The following is a 19,146-nucleotide window of genomic DNA, read 5'->3' as shown; positions in this document are numbered from 1 at the left end:
GAGGATTTTAGGAAATGGGGGGAAGAAAAATGTTCCGCTTGATGAGAGACGCAATTCTCCTCCCTAATGCCATGTGTGTTGAAGTTGACGAACCACTCAAGATGAAATATTTACCATCTGTGAAAAACTCTGATGGGGTTTTTGGACAGCCGTACCTTTGAAGAAGTCACGATTGAAACTGCTATCTAACTTCAATAGGTGGCTCAAATTTGAGGTAAGGGAAGCGCTGCGTCACTCTCCCGATGAATCGGGATTTACACAACGCTTCTCTGGCGGAGGCAAAGTGACCAATATATTTGTACTGGTAATTACTTAAGGCGATCGCTTTCTTTGTGTCTACAGCGATACATATCACAATTTATACTATCAAAGATGTGAATGACTGTGATTCTTGTAATGCTGGTTCGCGCTCTTGCTGACCCATTACTCGTTGTAAAAGTTTCTCCACAGTCTGAGCTAGTGCAACATCTCCTCTAACTCGTGGACGTGGCAAATTAATCTCTAAATCTAAGCCAATCTGACCGTTTTCAATGAGTAATACTCGGTCTGCTAGTACCACAGCTTCTTCCACATCATGGGTAATTAGTAATGCAGTAAATCCTTGCTCTTGCCATAATTTCTCTAGCAATTGCTGCATTTCAATCCGAGTCAGTGCATCCAACGCGCCCAGAGGCTCATCTAGCAGCAATAAAGCCGGACTACTTGCTAAGGCTCTGGCTAAGGCTACCCGTTGGCGTTGTCCACCAGACAAAACTGAAGGCCATTCGTGGGCCCGATCTTCTAATCCCACAGCACGCAATACTTGCAAAGCTGTTTGTTTTGCATACACTTGCGAGTTAGCACCTAACAAGCCTAACTCCACATTTGTTAGTACCCGTTGCCAAGGTAGTAACCGTGCATCTTGGAACATCATACGGATATCTGGGTTAATCCGATGATGAGAATGCTGATCGTTTAAAAACACACCACCCCCAGTTGGTGCATCTAGTCCAGCAATCAGCCGTAACATTGTACTTTTACCGCAACCACTGCGCCCAACTATGGCGACAAATTCCCCAGGCTTAATCTCCAAATCAATATCCTGCAAAACTGTCTTGTGCCCAAAGGACTTGTTTAGTCCTTGTAGTGTTAAACGCATTCCTCGTACTTCAGATGTCATTCTACAAATCTCCTTTTTTGCTCTCGCATCAGTAAACTGATTAAATGTCTCTATATGGCTAGAGCAGCCTCGTAGTCAAAAAAATACCAGCTAAAATATACCTATATGGTCTTTAGTAACTATATTTCTCATCCGATTCCTACGGTCATGAAGACCAGTTACTTAAGCGAATATCGGGCAAGAATGTCACTATCCTAAGTTGCGGTCTGTTGTAGTAGCTTGAGATTAATGAGATTGCTTCCCTTCACTGCGTTCCCGCCCCTTTTGACAGATACTACCTTTGATTGCAACTTGGTATTAACTACGGCTACAACAAGATTTTCTGCCTGACATTGCTTTTCCTCCCTTAAGTTTCTGTAATCTGAAAACCCTTTCAAGAAGACTCTTACATCAGCTAGCTACCTAGTAATTGTCTAATTGTTGATAAATCATCGCTAAAACTACGGTAACTTTGTCAAGTTTTAGTAGTATATTTCTAGTAGTCTCACATAGGTGGGGCAAAAAGGCAAGTAGATTTTTTATAAAAAAACTTAAAAAATGTGTTGATAGCTACACAATTTAGATATGCTGGATGAAAAAGGCGATCGCGTGATTATCTCTGCCGTGAAAGAATTAAATATCTTGATATATATGAATACCCACAGCTAGACTTACTAAAGTTTCGACTACGGACTCAAAAGGAAAGTAGAGATTTTTAGTAAGCATAAAGAGTCATCTTTGAGAAGATTCACATCAAAAAATTAACCCTACCTTCTTAGTATTGAAAGTAGGGACAATCCTCAAAATAGATTTAGCAAATAAAACTAGGTATCCTAGAAAAAATTAACGCAGTTCAAACCCCAAATTATTCAAAGCTTCCCGCAAGCGATCGCGCCCTGATATAGACTGAGCAAAAGCCACCCGTTTAGCAGAATGTTCTGTCCAATCACCAGGGACATTCATGTTTTGAGACTGGTAAAAAGCTTGCATTGCTTGGTTATAAACAGCGATATCTTCTTCTTGTTCTGCGAGTTTGTACGTTTCCCGATGTAGCACCGCCGTCTGGGGTAAGCGTGGTTTAATTGCTGTTTCCACAGTACCATTAGCATAACCGACACACAAACCAAAAACAGCAAATACCTGTTTTGGTAAACCTAAAACCTCCGCCACTTCTTCTGGTTTGTTACGCAACGCACCAATATACACCGTTCCCAAACCCAGCGACTCCGCCGCTACTACAGCATTTTGCGCCGCTAACGCTGCATCAATCGCCGCAGTCAAAAACATTTCCAGATAATCTAAGCCTTCATGGGGTAATCCCCGACTTTCAGCAATGTATGCGAGTCTCGCTAAATCTGCCAACCAGACAAGAAATAACGGAGACTGGCGAATATGGGCTTGATTATTAGCTAGTTGCGATAACTTTTCCTTGCGGTTTGGATCTTCTATAGCCACTACACTCCAAGTTTGGAGATTTGAGGATGTAGATGCTGATTGTGCTGCTGCTACTAAAGTTTCTAAGGTTCCTGACGGTAAAGCGTCCGGTAAGTAAGCCCGAATTGAACGGTGAGATAACAGAGAACCGATCAAGTCATTTCCAGGTAAATCTGTATTGACTGGGCTAGCGCCATAACGATGATTAAGCAACTCGGTAAAATTAGGCATGTGAAGAATAAAGAATGAAGGATAAAATTCAAGACCCTACATAAGTTTCTCTAACTTGGAATCAAGACGTTAAAAACTTCATCCCAGGGAGAATGGCTATATAGGAATCCTATAGTACGCGCCTATTGATAATTGATTGAGGATTGCGATAGTTTTTTTTCCAAAGTGATTTTTTCTCCTTCGTAAGCAAGAGCCTGATCGCCTGCTTCTGCAAATGTTTGGGCAAGTTCAATCAGCTTTTGTCGTTCTTGTTCATTGGCAATCCCATTTGGCGGAGGCATCCGTTTTTCTTGGATTTGGCGGACTGTTTCGTGTCGTAAGGTGAGTGCCTGATTGGGATAATTCAGGATTAATAAGGGATTCTGCTTACTGGTGTTGTCAGGACTATGACAAGCAAGACAAGAATGCGATCGCAGCTTGTCCTCGAATGCCCGATAAGCAGCATCAACTTTGGCTATGTGTGGGTTGGATGATGAAAATAAACGGGTATATAGTGTTACATAAGGCTGCTGTTTGCCACTAGCATCAGTCCAAACCCACTTACCGTCCCATGCATGATCTACCTTTGGACGTTTTGGATCAACGACAGCTGAACGCAGTGCCCCTTTGAGTTTTTTCTGTTCCAGAAAGAAAAGTAATTCTGTAGTTTGTTGGTAAGAATCCCACTTTTTTGATGAGTGCCAAAACGGATAAGGAAAATCTCCTATATCTAACTGATTGCGGAACTGAGTAGGGAGGTGGATGACGGTTAAGTTATTTACCTGTTCAACTAATGGTTCACCTTTAAACATAAATGTAGACAGGTAAGTATGTCGCCATACTAATGGATCAAATTGAGTGGTTTGAGTATCTTTAATATTGTAATTACCAACTTGACTTTGAGCGCCCCACAAAAATGGTGCATTCATGGTATCGCGGAGGGTTTTTAGCTGAGAGAGGTTGTCGGCGCATGAGTTGAAGGCTGCTAAATTTTTTGGCTCGTTAACCACAGGACAAGCAGTAATTATTTCTGCGCCTAGTTTCTTCGCTAGTTTTATATCTGGGGATATTTCCGGGGCTTGTAGTTTATAGATCAAAAGTGCGATCGCTAAAACTATACCCAAAAACACAAACCGCGATCGAGGGTAAAATTTCCGAAGCTGAGGCATGATGACATTCTTCGGCTAAATAGTCTGATATATGATAGTCAAAAGTTAGTAGGGATGGGGATAAGGCAAGGGAATAAGGGAGCGAATAAAATTCTCTGCCCTGATCTCCCTCATCTTACCCCTTTTCCCTAAATAACTCAGCAGTATTGGCAGTTGAAAAATTTTAGATGGTGACCTTTGTACCATCAAATTTGGTGAATGTGAAACCTGCAAATATTTCGCGGAAGGTGAGTTTCTCATCTCTGAGGATACCAATTGCGATCGCTTCCCCAAGTGCCAACGAGGCTGCTGCATCCGTGCGCCAGTGAATTCCCGCGCTATCACGACCCAAGCCAATATTCGCCGCTAGCTTGTTCAATTCTCCACCCACGGTCAACGGTGGCCCTTCATAGGGAATCAATTTGGTAGGATCTTTGGGATCTGGTATCACTGGATTAGGAATTACATAACTCTCATCAAATAGCGCCTTCAAAATCGTTACGCTAGCACCAGCAGAAACCGAAGCGCCCCCTGGATAAGAAGAGTGGAATGGTGCCCCTTCGGGAAAGGCTTGTGGCAGCAAGTAGGATTTGTTTTTGCTGTAAATGCGATCGAGTGCTTCTGACTTGAATACTTCCTGGTGAATCGGATAGTTCGTTTTATTCACCTTGTTGTTGTGAACCAACCCACCATAAGCCTCTGCCCGCAAACGACGGTGAACATAATACTTCTGCCAGTAGGCGGCTCTAATTGCGTGTGGACTAACCCAACCGATGAGAGATTGTGCATACCCAGGGCCAAATGTCCCTGAACCACCCACTTGAGTTTTTGACTTGTTATAAGGATTGCCAGGATTGTAAGGTGAACCAACGCCACCCGCTAGGGGATTATCACTGCTTGGTTTGGCGAGGAGAATTAACGCAGCATTTGTATAGACTGGTGGTGGCGTGTGGGCTATTTCTGATTGGTCGCGCCCATTGATAAAGTAGCGACGGGTTGAGTCAAACTTAATTGTTCGACCAGGATCACCACCATTTTGCACTAGTAACCATTCATCATAGTTTGTTTGAAATGTATTTTCGGGAATAGCTAGGGGCACACGATTAAGCTGAGGATAACTATGTGTTCCCGCAGGGACAGGACGCAGTAAGAACTGGGATACGTAAGGGCCGACTTCTACCCCTGGTAAGGTGTGGTAAGTCGTTTTACCAGAACCATCAGCGTAAATTGCCGTGCCTCGAAATAGTAGTTCTGGCGTTACCTTTCCATTCTGTTTCGGCCCTTTAAATGCTGATAACCGATTCAAATCTTGAACAGCTGCCAGAATCAGCGGGTTAGTTGTGTCATTACGGAACTCGCTAAAAGGTACATCCTGCAAGAGTTGTTGCCAAGCAATTTCCAGAAATTCCGCTGCTTGCTCTGCACTATCGAGGGTAGGGGGTACTGGAATCGCCAATTGGCAAGTATTTACCCCACTCAAACTAATTGCTAATGGTGTGAGTGGTTGTACCAGTTTCCGTTTGCCACCCAAGATGATTTTTTCATATTCGTTGGGGTCGCCAGAGTTCAGGGCATTAATAAAAGATTGATAAGCCTTCAGATCCACTTCGCCCAACTGATTATGGGGTAATCCGCGTGTATCTGTAGCAATTTTGTTGGCATATTTCGCCTCATCTCCATTGGTGGGATGGGGAGGAATGGGAATTTCCCGATTATTCTTGGCTGCTGTTGTACGGACTTGAAAAGCTTTCTCCCGTAAGTTGTTATGGTCGGACTTTACCCCAGGTTCGGCAGCCTGAACAATGTCTTCTCCCTTTTTGGAGGTAATGGGTGAACCTAAAACTCCAGCTACCACACTACTAGTAGTCAACAAACCGACACGCCCAAGAAAAGAGCGTCTACTAGCGCCACCAAGGAAGCGTCGGGGTCGCTTAACTTGGGGTGTTTCATGAGGAACTAAAGCATCCTGTTCGGAACTTTGGTGAGAATTGGGATCTACTGACATGAGATGTCTCCACTGGCAAAGAATTAGATAAAAAATTTGTAGTCAGGACTTCAGTCCTGAATACGAACTATCTCAACTACATTGGGGATAAAATCTGGAATTGTACTACTGGAAGGTAACTTTAGCTGTAGTGATTTAGTGCTGTTTCTCAAAGCGCGATCGCATAGCTACAACTAACAGGTTTTTCCCAGCATTTTTTAACTACGTTAATCCTAAAAATTTAAAGTACTTTAATCAAAATTTCCCATAAACAACAGCGAAAATCAAGTAGTTTTGATATCCCTTTGCAAAAAATACATTCATAAAAATTTAGATCCCCTGCTTTTGTAAAAAGTCGGGGATCTGGATAAGGCAAGATTTCACCAATTAAATAGGATTACTATATTTCTGAGCCACACCTATATTTTTGGTGAAAAAGCTGCATATTGTTCTGGTGAAAGCATTGCTTCCTTCACATCAATCTGTTTGGGAATCAATTTCAATTCATAGAATTTATCAGCGACTTTTTGCTGTAGAGTAATCAAGTTACTATCAATGGGTACAATGCCAAATTTCTTCCGCTGTGTAGCCTTTTGCATTGTTTCTAAATCAATACCTAACACTGGTGAGAGTGTAGAAGCTACCTCATCCCGATGCTTATCAGACCAATCTTCCAGGGTTTTAATTTCCTCTAAGATTGACTTAATTGTTTCTGGATTATCAGTAGCAAATTTACGACTAGCTAAGTAATATCCCCCTTGTTTATTAACTTCTGTACCATCAATCAAAACACGAGCATTGATGGCTTTTTGGGCGGCTGCATAAAATGGGTCCCAAATTACCCAAGCATCTAAGCTTCCCTTAACTAATGCAGCGCGTGCATCAGCCGGTGGTAGATAAATTGGTTGAATATCACTGTATTTCAAACCAAATTTTTCTAATACTTGCAACAGCAGATAATGAGCGCTAGAACCTTTCTGAAAGGCAATTTTTTTACCCTTCAAGTCAGTTACCGTTTTAATCGGAGAATCTGGAGGAAGGAGAATAGCTTGACCCGCAGGACTAGGCGCAATTCCCGCAATGTAAGTTAATGAAGCTCCCGCAGCTTGGGCAAAAATTGGTGGTGATTCTCCGGTATGTCCAAAGTCAATACTACCGACATTCATTGCTTCTAAGAGCTGTGGCCCGGCTGGAAATTCAATCCACTCAACAGAGACACCTTGAGGTTGTAAACGCTTTTCTAAAATGCCTTTACTCTTGAGCAGAATTGCCGATTTTTGATAACCAAATTTGACTACTGATGCTTTGTTTTGATGGGAATTATTAGCAGAATTAGCAGTATTGTTGCTGGAATTATTGGCTGTGCAAGCTGTAAATAATAAACTGAGACATAATCCAGTAATGAAAGCCCCAGCAACAGGAAGAGGTATAACCCATAAGAACCTGTTTTGACGCGCAAAGTGAGAAACCCAAAATCTCTTCCATGCCGCAATCAATCGTTGAAAAATTGAACTAATCATCAGAATTTACCTATCTGAGATTTATAATCATACAATAAATCTATCAATTTACCGTATTTTAAACTTCTAGTATTTGTAGAGTGCGTTAGGATGGAGTCAGTAACGCACCGTCTGAAGATTTTGGTGTCATACTGTTGCGAAGAACAGTAAACAGCGATCGCACATCGCGTTAAATAGTATTCTGTTAGAAAGTAAAGGTAGTACGGAGAGCGCCTACCCAAATCGGATCATTAGCAGAATTAGCCTCTGGGTTAGTAATGACAAACAACGTTGGAGTCACACTAATATTGTCATTCACCCTGTATGTGTAAAAACCCTCTATATGAAAAGAGGTGTCATTGTCTCTGCGAGTAGCTACATCATTGCTAGTAACTTTTGGTGGTATACCAAAGACAAACCCAGCTAGATTACCTTTTTTGCCTAAATCTGGCAGTGCCAGAGTCAGCGCCGCGTTAATGATACTAGCATCATTACTAGTACCTTCTTGATGGGCTTGTGTATAACCAAACCAACCACCTATATGGAAAGCATTACTAGGTTTCCAGTTAAATTGCAACCCAAAGTTATCAGATGAAGTGGGTGCTAAACCAAAAGGACGACCAGCGTTAGCCGTACCTGTACCACCAGTGATGTTATAACCAGACCCAGGGGCGACAACTACTGAACCGTTGGGGCCAGGAGAAACCGGGGTAGGGAAGTATTTGCGGGCGTAGGCGAAACTAATATCTAGACTGCGGCTGGGGGTGAAGGTTAACTGCGCCAGTGCTTCGTATGAATTACCAAACAATCCTCCTGTATTGGTGGCGTTTCCCCCAGGATTACTACCTAGAGCATCATCTACGATATAACCTGCGTTGAGTTGAAGTTGATTGCTAAATTTATGGGCAAAAGCTAAACCAGCACCATCAAAACCAGGTCGGTAAATCACAGGGTTGAAGAGTCCAAATCTTGAGAGGGTACCAGTTTGGGCATTACCAACTAAGGGATTGAGAGTAGGCGCAAAAGTCACCGGTTGCAGCGCCCTGGCACCTACCCAGACGGTAGTGTTTTTCCCGAATGGGAAGCGATAGAACAATCTATCAAGATAAAGATTACTGTCTGCTGCATAACTAGTGGTTCTTTCTGTATTAAATCGGGTTTGGTTAGTTCCCGTTAAAGGTGTCCCTCCAACAACAGTCGCACCTCCAAAAGCCACAAAGTTAGATGCTGTTAAGCTAGTTGTCAACTGGTCTTTGCCAGTAAAGCTAGTTTGGAGAGCGAGGGTTGCACGGTAGCTTAAAAAAGTATTGGTATTATCTCTATTATTACCGACACGATTACCAAAACTATCAGCGATAAAGAATTGTGCCAGCCCTTGCAGTTTGGTAGTTGTGGAAAATTGCGTGGCTTCTAACTTGGCAGAACGGGCTTCGAGAGAGTCTACTCTTCCTCGCAAAGTTGCGAGTTCAGCAGCAAATTGTTCTTGCAGCTTTTTGAGGGTTTCTAAGTCTTCCCGCCTAACTAACTCAGCAGTGCTAGTTGCAATTAATTCGTTAAGTCTATCAAGGGCTACATTTAAACCGGCGGCAAATTCATAGCGTGTCAGGGCCCGGTTTCCTTTAAATGTGCCATCGGGATATCCAGCAATTACGCCATAGCGCTCAACTAGAGACTGTAGGGCTTGGAATGCCCAATCTGTAGGCTGAACATCAGATAGTTGGGAGACAGAGGTGACTTGTCCTAGGTCGTCATTGGGTGTTGGGACGGTGGGTTGTACAACTGGAACTTGTGCGATGGGACTCAAGGGTGCTGTCTTGGCTGGGGCTGTTAAATCAGCCTCAACTACAGTTTTGTTCCCAGGCGGTAATGTCTGTGATGAAGTTTCTGCCTCTTTTTGTACAGGTACTTCTTGAGCAAGAGTTTTCGCGCTGGCTGCTAATAAAAACAGCACTAGAAACGTTGGTAAAGCTAGCAATGAATTCCCAAAAATTTTTTTCATTTTGATAGAACACACAATTTCGGTCTAGGACAAATATTTGGCAATTTTCTCCGCATCAGCCAGATGACATCAGCATTCGTAAATTTCTGGAAATTCTCTCCAGGTAATGCAATGAAGCCGTCAAGATTGCTGTTGAATAGCTATTCAGACTTCAGATTTTCATCTGATAGTTCTTCAAGAAATCTTTATTTTTTTCTCTGAGAGTCAGGAAATTAGGTAAGAGAAAAGCAATCTCTGGCAGGGACTAAACTACCTTATTTTTGCATACTCCGGTAATTCGGTCGAATTATAGTACTTTTATCTTACTAGATACAAGTATTCCAGAAAAACTGTAGGGGTATAGTATTTTTGGCTACACACAATATATATATTTATCAAAATAATAAATAAACTTGTGACGATGATTAATCTCTGGTAATATACGTATCCTAGATATTAACTACGCTAAATCGGTAGTTTTTTTGTATTTTATTTAGATTTGGCGTTTTATTACTTGAAGATTTGCCCAAGTAACTAAGAGAATTAGTTCCACAACTATGAAGTACAACCAACTCGGCGACAGTGACTTAAGGGTTTCGGAAATTTGTTTAGGAACCATGACTTACGGGCAGCAAAATACTATTGAAGAAGCCCATCAACAGTTAGACTATGCTATAGCCCAAGGGGTCAATTTTATTGATACGGCGGAAATGTACCCAGTACCCCCTCGCGGCGAAACCCAAGGAAAAACCGAAGCTTACATTGGCGAATGGTTGAAAAAACAGCAGCGAGATCAACTGATAGTTGCTACCAAAATTGCTGGGCCCGGTCGTCCAATTAATTGGCTGCGAGATGGAAATATCAAAATTGATAGTAAGAATGTTCAGCAGGCGGTAGATGATAGTTTGAAGCGATTGCAAACAGATTTTATCGATTTGTACCAAATTCATTGGCCTGATCGCTATGTTCCCACCTTTGGTCAGACAGAGTATAAACCGGAGTTGGAACGGGAAACTGTAGCCTTTTCTGAACAATTAGCAGCCTTTGCAGAAGTAATCAAAGCAGGTAAAGTCCGCTATATAGGTTTGAGTAATGAAACTCCTTGGGGTGTGACTAAGTTTGTTCATGCTGCTAAAAAGTTAGGATTACCGAAAGTAATCTCAATTCAAAATGCTTATAATTTGCTAAATCGCGTGTTTGATTCCGGTTTAGCAGAAGTTTCGCATTACACAAATGTTGGTTTACTCGCCTACAGTCCGCTTGGGTTTGGTTTGTTATCAGGTAAGTATATAGAAGGTAGCAAACCAGAAAATACCCGCTTGTCTCTATTTCAAGGTTTTGGACAACGTTATCTCAAACAAAATGTCAATGAAGCTGTAGCAGCTTATGTAGAAATTGCTAAAAAACATAATTTAACACCTGCTCAATTAGCTTTAGCTTTTGTGCGGAGTCGCTGGTTTGTGAGTAGCACAATTATTGGTGCTACATCACTACAACAACTACAAGAAAACATCGACAGTGTAAATGTAGTTCTTAACCCAGAGATTTTAGCAGAGTTAGACGCAGTTCATACACGTTATCCCAATCCAGCGCCATAATTTATGTAAAAACCTGTAGTCAGCACTTTAGTGCTTAAAAACAGCACCTTTGAAAGTGCTGAAGCACAAACTTGTAATCAGCACTTTAGTGCTTAAAAGCCCATTGGGAACAGCACTGAAGTGCTTACTACGCAATATATTTTTTATAAAAATTCATAAATTTAAGCTGATATTTAATATTTTACGCAAATAGATAAAACAGCGATAATAAGCCTATTTTAGGCAAAATATGCAGCTTTAGGCAGTAATTTTCTGATGTTAATCCTGAAAAACTCAGCTTTTTCTTGAGATTTGGAAGTTTGATAAAACTCCCTCTTGATTTTTTGAAAAAATTATGCAAGGCTTTAATTGAAAATAAATACAGTAACTTGACCGAGTAACCGTATTTTATGGTATTGTAAATACCAGTGCTGCAAAAATATGCATTTATCAACTGTATCTAATGACCATAGTTGCAGTTATAAATTGGTGTATTGATTGTGTAATTATCCAAGTTTTTCTGTAGTTCTTAAGTTTAAATATTGAGGCGAGGAATTCAATGAGTAGTCCCCATTGGCGATCGCAGAGTTCATCTACTATTGATGTTGACCATAACTTGCAAACAGATGTTCTAGTAATTGGAGGTGGCCCCGCTGGTACTTGGGCTGCTTGGAGTGCTGCATCTGCTGGTGCAAAGGTAGTTTTGGTCGATAAAGGCTACTGTGGTACAAGTGGCTGTGCAGCAGCATCCGGTAATGGTGTGTGGTATGTACCACCTGATGCTGAAGCGAGAGAAGCTGCAAAAGCCAGTCGGGAATCTTTGGGGGGATTTTTAGCCAATCGTACCTGGATGGATCAGGTATTGAATCAGACTTATACCAACGTCAACCTATTAGCAGAATGGGGTTATCCTTTTCCTGTTGATGACGAGGGAAAACCCTATCGGCGTAGTCTCCAGGGTCCAGAATATATGCGCCTGATGCGGAAGCAAATCAAGCGGGTGGGGGTAACAATTTTAGACAATAGCCCTGCCTTGCAATTATTAGTAGACGCAGAAGGTGCTGTTGCTGGTGCAACTGGAATTAACCGCCAAACAGGCAAGCAATGGGTTGTACGTGCAGGTGGAGTAATCATTGCAACAGGTGGTTGTGCTTTCTTGAGTAAAGCCTTAGGTTGCAATGTCCTGACTGGGGATGGATACCTCATGGCAGCAGAAGCGGGTGCAGAGATGTCAGGGATGGAGTTTTCTAATGCTTATGGCATCTCTCCCGCCTTTTCTTCGGTTACCAAAACCCTGTTTTATAACTGGGCAACTTTCACATACGAAGATGGTACACCAATACCTGGTGCAGGTTCTCAACGAGGGCGTTCAGTGATTGCCCAAACGCTGTTGACACAACCTGTTTATGCCATCTTGGATCAAGCGAATGAAGCAATACAGGCACAGATGCGCAAAGCACAGCCGAATTTCTTCTTACCTTTTGATCGCGCTGGGATTGATCCCTTTAACCAACGTTTCCCCGTCACCTTGCGTTTAGAAGGAACAGTACGCGGTACAGGTGGAATTCGGATTGTCGATTCTACCTGCGCTGCATCAGTTCCCGGACTTTATGCGGCGGGTGATGCGGCTACTAGAGAATTAATTTGTGGTGGCTTTACTGGTGGTGGTAGTCACAATGCAGCTTGGGCGATATCTTCTGGTTGCTGGGCGGGTAAATCTGCGGCTGAGTATGCCCAAAATTTGGGTGAGTGGGGAACACAGCGCTCTGTGCAAGCTGTTGGTGAAGCGGGATTGATTAGTGGTAGTCAACACCAAATCAAGGCGGGAGAAGTTATCCAAGCCACACAAGCGGAAGTTTTCCCGTACGATCGCAATTTGTTCCGTAAAGAACAAGGTTTGACTGCATCATTGCAGAGATTAAATCACCTCTGGCAAGAGATTCGTACTAGTCAAGCTGGGGATGGGCGCAATATTATTCAGATGCGGGAAGCTGCGGCAATGGTAGCTACAGCGCGATGGATGTATAGTAGTGCTTTAGAACGGAAAGAAACTCGCGGTATGCACAAGCATCTGGATTTTCCAGAAATGGATGCTAGCCAGCAACATTATTTAGTTAGTGGTGGGTTGGATGAAGTTTGGGTGAGAAGTGAGGGATTAGGGAGACAACAAGAATTGGTAGGCGCGTCTTCTTGATTGTTTTTTTTCTCACGCAGAGGCGCAGAGGCGCAGAGAGAAAGATTGGAGTTCTTGACTAATGCGCCTCATTCTTCAATCTAAAATCGAAAATCCAAAATTGTATGATTGAGTTAGTCAGCGCGTCGCGGTGTATTCAATGTAATATTTGCGTGAATGTTTGCCCGACAAACGTTTTTGACAAAGTACCAGATGCACCACCTACTATTGCTAGACAGAGTGATTGTCAAACCTGTTTCATGTGTGAATTGTACTGTCCGGTGGATGCTTTGTATGTTGCACCACAAGTTGATCCTCTAGATTCTATTGATGAACAATTACTGAAAGAGGCTGAACTTTTAGGAAGCTACCGGAGAAATGTTGGTTGGGGACGCGATCGCACTTCTCTAGCCAAAGAAGATTCTACACACCAAATTCTCAAGCTGATGAAATAGCATACATTAACTGGGTGATGTACAGATTATCCTCAGGGCACAACATTGTTGTGCCCCTACCTGGGTAACTTAACTATTTTCTTTTTTGTTTTGCGTTACGGGCAGTTTGCTCAAGTCGGGAAACCGCCCACGCAACTGCCCTCCTCTGTGTCTGAAGCGGTTCGTTTTCCATGCTTAAACTACCAACACTAGCTGTATCTGGCCTGTTATTTCTTAGCACAGCTTGTAGTTCCAATCAAACTGTTTCCCAAGCTGTACCCAATCCCACAACTACAACTAAGGCTGAAGTAAAAACTTCTACCTTGCGTTTAGGTTTTATTAGTAACGGTAAAATTAAAACACCCACTGGGCCGACAGGTTGGGCAATGCATCAAGGTAAACTTTTACCAGAATTGCAAAAATCGGGGATTACCGAAATCAAGACGCTGAATTTTCCCAACGGGCCGAACTTGAATGAAGCGTTAGTGGCTGGGGAAGTGGATGTAGGAATTTATGGTGATACACCTGCACTGGTTGGTAAAGCTAAAGGTTTACCCACACGTTTAATAGGTCAAGAACAAGTAGGCACAAATGCTTGGTTATTGGCTAAAAAAGATGGGCCTCGTTCTGTAGCGGAACTCGCAGGAAAGAAAGTAGCGACTTCCAAAGGTTCCTATATGCATCGCTATTTAATTGGATTATTGCAAAAAGCCGGGATAAGCGATCGCGTTAAGGTCATCCATATGTTACCTAGCGAAGCCCAAGCCGCATTAGAACGGGGAGATGTGGCGGCGTAGACGCGAAGCGGCTTGTCGATAGACATCGCGGCATCAACTGGAACCGGGCCGCTGTTAAAATCAAAAGGTTATCCTGTGATTGATGAAGCAATTCAACACCCAGACTTACGGGGAACTAGCGTTACTGTAGCCACGGAAGAGTTCTTGGCAAAACATCCAGATTTACCGCAAAAGTTGAATCAAATCAAACAAGCAGCTGTGAAAGATATTCAAGCTAACCCAGAAGCTTATTATAAATTTCATGCTGATGTATCAGGATATCCTCTTGATGTAGTGAAAGCTTCTTTCCCAATTACACAATTCCCAGTAGAACCTTTACCAGATCAAGGAGTGCAACTTTTAGAAGGAACAAAGAAATTTTTAGTCTCGCAAAAATTAGCCCAGTCTGATTTTAAATTGAATGATTGGATTGTGACGCAGCAGAAGTAATAAAAGACTTAAAATTAATTCAGGAAAAGGTAGCGACTGATGAAAAGGTAGCGACTGATGAAAAACTCAAAAGCTATTCTAGAAGAATTCAGTGAGTTTGGCACAAAGCACTATTTTAAACTGACAAATGGGCAAGTATATCAAGGGTGGATAATCGAAATCTTTGACGATGTACTCAGTTTCGCAGATTCAGGCCCACTAGCTTCCGAAGAAGACATTGAAGTTGCAATCTCAATGATAGATCTAGCTACATTATCCCACTGGGATGAAACGCAACAGCGTTGGCTTGATTCTCATTGGGATGTTGCTAAACAAACCTGGTTACATACTCATGCTAGATGATTAATCTAATATAAAGACTTCTAAATTAGACCAGCGTTCTTGTAGGATTCCAGATAATGAACGTAAACCCCACACTTCACTACAACGATGACCAACTGCGATCGCGCCTATTTTGGTTTCTTGTATTGCCTTTTGGGCTGGCTGGCGAATTTGTCCTGTGATATAAACATCAGCACCACGGGCGGCGGCTTCACGTACTAATGAATCTGTCATTGCACCAACAACAGCAATGCATTTAATATCATGATTAACTGCTGGTAATACTTGTTCTTGTCTGCCAAAAATTTGCATGACACAATTGCATAATTGTGCAAAAGATTTAGTCGGTATTTCTCCAATCATGCCAATGGCTCTATTTTCTTTTTCTCCCAATACTTCTAAATCAGACATTCTCAACACTTGAGCTAACCGGAGATTAAAACCCACTGTCAAGCATTCATCAAATGGGAGATGATAGGAAATTATTCCCAATCCTGGCGGAAGTTTCTCTACTTCTAATTTCCACGGTCGATGTAAGAATAATGCATCTAAACGTTTATCAATTACCCATTCCTGTAATTGCGTCTCTGGTTCAAGTGCTAATCCTAAACGTTCCACAGGATTTGATGTTGGTAAATATATACCGCCTCTTTCGTCCTCAGGAAATTTCTCAACATTAAAGAAGCTATTAAGGAACTCTACTATTTCTTCTATATAAATCGAATTGGATTGAATAGTCATTATTACAGCACATAATACTGGTAAATAATACAAGCATATTAGGATTAATAGTAAATTTTTCGGTTATCTAGAAAACATTTAACATAGATATAAATGGAGTAAGTGACTATGAAGCTAATTCTACCTATAGAAGTTGCTGATGAAATTGTACCGCATCTACCTGAAGATATAAAATATGTCCGGGCTGATGTGGATGGCAATATTGATGGTGATGCTACAGATGCGGAAGTTTATTTTAGTTGGCTTTATTATATAAAACCGACGACTTTACAGAAGGTTTTAGAATCTGCACCTAAATTGCGTTGGCATCAAGCAACAAATGCAGGTGTTAATAATATTCTGACACCACAATATTTAGAACGGGAAATTCTCCTGACTAACGGCGCAGGACTTCATGCAATTCCGATGGCGGAATTTGTGATTGCTTATATATTGTCTTACGCCAAGAATTTTCCCAAATTGCATGAACTACAAACTCAAAAAAGTTGGCAACGAGGACTTAGAAGTGAAGAACTGCTAGATAAAACATTATTAATTATCGGTGCAGGGGGAATTGGACAAGAAATTGCGAAACGTGCCAAAGGTTTTGGTTTTAATATTTATGGTAGTCGCCGTCATCCGCAACCATTACCCAACTTTGATAAAATAGTGGGTGCAAATGAATGGAAACCGCTATTAAGTGAAGCACATTATGTAGTTATTGCCACACCTTTAACTCCAGAAACCAAAGGCATAATTGATGCAGAAGTGTTTAGTTTGATGCGTCCCGATGCTTATTTAATTAATATTGCTCGTGGTGCAATTGTTGATGAACCTGCACTGATTAAAGCCTTGCAAACAAGTCAAATTGCTGGTGCAGCTTTAGATACAGTCTTTACAGAACCGCTACCGCCAGAAAGTCCCTTATGGAATCAACCAAATCTTTTTCTGACACCCCACTGTTCTGGACATTCCCCCAAAACCAGAGAAAGAGCGATCGCACTTTTTCTCGATAATTTTACACGCTATTACCACGGTCAACCCCTGCGTAATGTCGTTGATAAAATTGCTGGCTATTAAATCTAGTAGTGTTCAGATCCCCGACTTCTTGAAGAAGTCGGGGATCTCGCAGCACCGCAAAATTAATGCGATGAAGCACTACTTATCCAGTTAGAAGTCGTTTTGGTAAAATTGTAACCGAGCGACACCTAGAGATTGACCTTCTGTACCCTGCTCTGCGGGAGCAGCTTTGACATTAAACAGATAAAATCCTTCGTAAGCAGGATTACGGTAAGGCTTGAGAGCGATTGTTACCGTCTTACCAGGTGGTAAAGGCTGGGCGAACTGGAGTGTTACGGTATCATCTTGACTGGGGTTGCTAGCGATCGCAAATTGGAGATTTTCTCCACCGCGATCGCTTGTTCCCAAAAAGGCGCTACTTTGTTGAGCATCAAACTCAATATTTTCACCACCTTGAATCTGCGTCAGTGTCACTTGTTGCAAGGGTTTTGTTGCAGAAGCGGGTACTGCGATCGTGAAATAATATGTTGCAGTCGAAACATTGGTTTGATTATAGGTAGTCCTAGCAGCAAGAGCTACTGGAAAATCGGGGTTAGTGTTGGCATAGGTTTTGGAAATAGGCAGCAAACAGAGTCCAAAGCTGAAAGCCAACATAGCTTTGGATAATCTAGAAATATTCTTCATGGCAGTTACGGGATGGATATTTAAATTAGGCTTGAAAATTGGCAATTCAATTACAAAAGCATCCTCAAGTTATAGTCAATTTCTGACTATAAGCTGATGCCGCTTTTGTTGATATGCCATACGAGAGTAGATGATTAAACAACCTCAGGGTAATATATCTGAGGGTTTATCTTCTTACTGAAGACTTCATCTTTCCCAGCCTGATTTTCGGACATGGCAAATATATTCTGGCTTAATTATTGATATTTTTACAAGTGGAATACATCATTAAATAAAAAAAACGTTTACTTGTAAAAACACCCACAATCCTATGTGCATATAGGGCATTTAATTTCTCTTCAAAAAAGAGACTATTAATCGGAAGAAAGATATTTTATCCGGCATTGGGTATATACTTCATAGGCATCTTTTATCTAAAATCAAGCTAGAAATCTTTTAGTCTGGCGTTTAATACCTTGTATTTACAAGATAAAACTAAGCAAATAATTAAAGCAAATATTCTTTGTTCTTAAACTGATAAATAGAAATTATGGATAGTCACTGTTTTTGCCCTAAAGAAGTTACTTCCATACAATCTCACATCTTTGTCAGCAGGTTAGGTAATTTTGTAGTCATGACTAAAGGCTCTATGAACGATTAATAAATTCTGTTTATCGTTTAGACAAAAAATAATATTTGCTTTTATAGAGTGGCAAACCATAATATTAAGAGCATACACAGCAAAGCTAGCTTGCTAAAAAACAGCACAGATGTGATTGCAATCGCCATCAAAAACCACAAAATTTGATTTCAGAATCTGCTGAACTATTCTTACTTCTTCTATCAGCAGAGCAGAAATAGTCAAAAGAACATTGAATTATTGCGAGCAAAGACTATGGATTGGCTGATTGGGACATCAATTCTTGGGATATCTGCGGCTTTTGCCACTACCTTTGACGACAATATCTACTTAACGGCTTTTTTTGGCAAAGTTAATCATGTCTTTCGCCCTAAGCATATTATTCTCGGTGAATTTATTGGATTTACTGTATTAGTTGCTGCCAGTCTTCCTGGTTTCTTCGGTGGTTTAGTCCTTCCAGAAGCTTGGGTGGGATTACTAGGTATTCTTCCGATTACTATTGGTATTAGTAATCTCATGAGTCGAGAAGATGAGGAAGACACGATACAAGCTGTGTCATTAGATTTCAAACATTCAGTTAAATCTAAGCATCATAGAAACTCATTATGGGCAACTATTCGCGATCCCCAAACATACCGCGTTTCTGCTGTCACAATTGCCAATGGTGGAAATAATATTGGCATATATGTGCCGTTGTTTGCTAGTACTAATCTTCCCAGTTTAGGTGTCATTTTGTGTGTTTGTTATTTTACTGTTGGGCTGTGGTGCTTCCTTTCTTACAACTTGACTCGTAATCCTCTGATGGCTCCTGTTCTAGCCCGCTTTGGTCGAAAAATATTCCCTTTTGTGTTAATTTGGCTGGGAATTTCTATTATGATGAAAAGTGGGACGTTTCAACTATTACCAAGTCTGGCAACGCTTTTTAAGTAGATTTTGGACGCTCGCTTAGAGCGTCGCCTACTGTTTTTAAGTAATTTTAAA

Annotated in this window: 17 protein-coding genes; 8 read left to right on the top strand and 9 right to left on the bottom strand. The window is 41.5% G+C overall.

Annotation, left to right across the window (positions count from 1 at the left end; all coding sequences use genetic code 11):
- Nucleotides 1-181 precede the first annotated feature (181 nt).
- From AACU32_RS13605 to AACU32_RS13575, 7 genes are all read right to left on the bottom strand, one after another.
- Nucleotides 182-355, bottom strand: coding sequence for a hypothetical protein (locus tag AACU32_RS13605; RefSeq protein ID WP_339377860.1), 174 nt, complete (start codon nucleotides 353-355; stop codon nucleotides 182-184).
- A gap of 3 nt (nucleotides 356-358) precedes the next feature.
- Nucleotides 359-1,159, bottom strand: coding sequence for an ATP-binding cassette domain-containing protein (locus tag AACU32_RS13600; protein WP_096600260.1), 801 nt, complete (start codon nucleotides 1,157-1,159; stop codon nucleotides 359-361).
- 822 nt (nucleotides 1,160-1,981) lie between these two features.
- Nucleotides 1,982-2,803, bottom strand: a complete 822-nt coding sequence (locus AACU32_RS13595; protein WP_096600258.1) for an NADPH-dependent oxidoreductase — start codon at nucleotides 2,801-2,803, stop codon at nucleotides 1,982-1,984.
- A 122-nt stretch (nucleotides 2,804-2,925) separates the two neighbouring features.
- The gene (locus AACU32_RS13590) at nucleotides 2,926-3,951 is read right to left on the bottom strand and encodes a hypothetical protein (protein ID WP_096600256.1); all 1,026 of its coding nucleotides are present in this window, start codon (nucleotides 3,949-3,951) and stop codon (nucleotides 2,926-2,928) included.
- A 163-nt stretch (nucleotides 3,952-4,114) separates the two neighbouring features.
- Nucleotides 4,115-5,935, bottom strand: a complete 1,821-nt coding sequence (locus AACU32_RS13585) for a vanadium-dependent haloperoxidase (RefSeq protein WP_096600254.1) — start codon at nucleotides 5,933-5,935, stop codon at nucleotides 4,115-4,117.
- Nucleotides 5,936-6,333: 398 nt separating this feature from the next.
- Nucleotides 6,334-7,434: a sulfonate ABC transporter substrate-binding protein gene (locus AACU32_RS13580; protein WP_096600252.1), complete on the bottom strand. Its 1,101-nt coding sequence runs from the start codon at nucleotides 7,432-7,434 to the stop codon at nucleotides 6,334-6,336.
- A 184-nt stretch (nucleotides 7,435-7,618) separates the two neighbouring features.
- Entirely contained in the window at nucleotides 7,619-9,412 is a 1,794-nt protein-coding gene (locus AACU32_RS13575; RefSeq protein ID WP_096607990.1) for an iron uptake porin, read from the bottom strand.
- Nucleotides 9,413-9,948: 536 nt separating this feature from the next.
- Between AACU32_RS13575 and AACU32_RS13570 the strand changes: the two genes are divergently transcribed.
- The 6 genes from AACU32_RS13570 (at nucleotide 9,949) to AACU32_RS13545 (ending at nucleotide 15,143) form a co-directional block, all read left to right on the top strand.
- Nucleotides 9,949-10,989: an NADP(H)-dependent aldo-keto reductase gene (locus AACU32_RS13570; protein WP_096600250.1), complete on the top strand. Its 1,041-nt coding sequence runs from the start codon at nucleotides 9,949-9,951 to the stop codon at nucleotides 10,987-10,989.
- Between the two features lie 538 nt (nucleotides 10,990-11,527).
- Nucleotides 11,528-13,162 carry an FAD-dependent oxidoreductase gene (locus tag AACU32_RS13565; protein ID WP_096600248.1) on the top strand — a complete coding sequence of 545 codons (1,635 nt, stop codon included), beginning with the start codon at nucleotides 11,528-11,530 and terminating at the stop codon, nucleotides 13,160-13,162.
- Nucleotides 13,163-13,266: 104 nt separating this feature from the next.
- Nucleotides 13,267-13,596 (top strand): 4Fe-4S dicluster domain-containing protein, encoded by a 330-nt coding sequence (locus AACU32_RS13560; protein WP_096600246.1) that lies wholly within the window; start codon nucleotides 13,267-13,269, stop codon nucleotides 13,594-13,596.
- Nucleotides 13,597-13,766: 170 nt separating this feature from the next.
- Complete coding sequence (locus AACU32_RS13555) at nucleotides 13,767-14,372, top strand: ABC transporter substrate-binding protein (RefSeq protein WP_339377859.1); 606 nt, start codon at nucleotides 13,767-13,769, stop codon at nucleotides 14,370-14,372.
- A gap of 12 nt (nucleotides 14,373-14,384) precedes the next feature.
- Nucleotides 14,385-14,801 (top strand): hypothetical protein, encoded by a 417-nt coding sequence (locus AACU32_RS13550; protein WP_339377858.1) that lies wholly within the window; start codon nucleotides 14,385-14,387, stop codon nucleotides 14,799-14,801.
- A 57-nt stretch (nucleotides 14,802-14,858) separates the two neighbouring features.
- Entirely contained in the window at nucleotides 14,859-15,143 is a 285-nt protein-coding gene (locus AACU32_RS13545; RefSeq protein ID WP_096600244.1) for a hypothetical protein, read from the top strand.
- On the opposite strand, the gene AACU32_RS13540 is transcribed toward AACU32_RS13545, so the two are convergent.
- Entirely contained in the window at nucleotides 15,144-15,863 is a 720-nt protein-coding gene (locus AACU32_RS13540) for a Nif3-like dinuclear metal center hexameric protein (protein ID WP_096600242.1), read from the bottom strand. It abuts the gene before it with no gap.
- Nucleotides 15,864-15,971: 108 nt separating this feature from the next.
- Between AACU32_RS13540 and AACU32_RS13535 the strand changes: the two genes are divergently transcribed.
- Nucleotides 15,972-16,922 carry a D-2-hydroxyacid dehydrogenase gene (locus AACU32_RS13535; RefSeq protein ID WP_096600240.1) on the top strand — a complete coding sequence of 317 codons (951 nt, stop codon included), beginning with the start codon at nucleotides 15,972-15,974 and terminating at the stop codon, nucleotides 16,920-16,922.
- A gap of 90 nt (nucleotides 16,923-17,012) precedes the next feature.
- Here AACU32_RS13535 and AACU32_RS13530 read toward each other — a convergent pair whose 3' ends face one another.
- Nucleotides 17,013-17,546, bottom strand: coding sequence for a DUF2808 domain-containing protein (locus AACU32_RS13530; protein WP_096607989.1), 534 nt, complete (start codon nucleotides 17,544-17,546; stop codon nucleotides 17,013-17,015).
- 874 nt (nucleotides 17,547-18,420) lie between these two features.
- On the opposite strand from AACU32_RS13530, the gene AACU32_RS13525 reads away from it, so the two are divergent.
- Entirely contained in the window at nucleotides 18,421-19,095 is a 675-nt protein-coding gene (locus AACU32_RS13525; protein WP_096600238.1) for a cadmium resistance transporter, read from the top strand.
- The last annotated feature ends 51 nt before the right edge of the window (nucleotides 19,096-19,146 follow it).

Origin of the sequence: Calothrix sp. NIES-2100 (assembly GCF_963875285.1) — a bacterium.
Classification (GTDB): domain Bacteria; phylum Cyanobacteriota; class Cyanobacteriia; order Cyanobacteriales; family Nostocaceae; genus Aulosira.
The sequence above is the reverse complement of the archived record's forward strand: the minus strand, read 5'-3'. Positions and strand labels throughout refer to the sequence as shown.

Coding starts and splice junctions, on each gene's coding strand:
- AACU32_RS13600 (WP_096600260.1), bottom strand. CDS start 1,159: ATGACATCTGAAGTACGAGGAATGCGTTTAACACTACAAGGACTAAAC.
- AACU32_RS13595 (WP_096600258.1), bottom strand. CDS start 2,803: ATGCCTAATTTTACCGAGTTGCTTAATCATCGTTATGGCGCTAGCCCA.
- AACU32_RS13590 (WP_096600256.1), bottom strand. CDS start 3,951: ATGCCTCAGCTTCGGAAATTTTACCCTCGATCGCGGTTTGTGTTTTTG.
- AACU32_RS13585 (WP_096600254.1), bottom strand. CDS start 5,935: ATGTCAGTAGATCCCAATTCTCACCAAAGTTCCGAACAGGATGCTTTA.
- AACU32_RS13580 (WP_096600252.1), bottom strand. CDS start 7,434: ATGATTAGTTCAATTTTTCAACGATTGATTGCGGCATGGAAGAGATTT.
- AACU32_RS13575 (WP_096607990.1), bottom strand. CDS start 9,412: ATGAAAAAAATTTTTGGGAATTCATTGCTAGCTTTACCAACGTTTCTA.
- AACU32_RS13570 (WP_096600250.1), top strand. CDS start 9,949: ATGAAGTACAACCAACTCGGCGACAGTGACTTAAGGGTTTCGGAAATT.
- AACU32_RS13565 (WP_096600248.1), top strand. CDS start 11,528: ATGAGTAGTCCCCATTGGCGATCGCAGAGTTCATCTACTATTGATGTT.
- AACU32_RS13560 (WP_096600246.1), top strand. CDS start 13,267: ATGATTGAGTTAGTCAGCGCGTCGCGGTGTATTCAATGTAATATTTGC.
- AACU32_RS13555 (WP_339377859.1), top strand. CDS start 13,767: ATGCTTAAACTACCAACACTAGCTGTATCTGGCCTGTTATTTCTTAGC.
- AACU32_RS13545 (WP_096600244.1), top strand. CDS start 14,859: ATGAAAAACTCAAAAGCTATTCTAGAAGAATTCAGTGAGTTTGGCACA.
- AACU32_RS13540 (WP_096600242.1), bottom strand. CDS start 15,863: ATGACTATTCAATCCAATTCGATTTATATAGAAGAAATAGTAGAGTTC.
- AACU32_RS13535 (WP_096600240.1), top strand. CDS start 15,972: ATGAAGCTAATTCTACCTATAGAAGTTGCTGATGAAATTGTACCGCAT.
- AACU32_RS13530 (WP_096607989.1), bottom strand. CDS start 17,546: ATGAAGAATATTTCTAGATTATCCAAAGCTATGTTGGCTTTCAGCTTT.
- AACU32_RS13525 (WP_096600238.1), top strand. CDS start 18,421: ATGGATTGGCTGATTGGGACATCAATTCTTGGGATATCTGCGGCTTTT.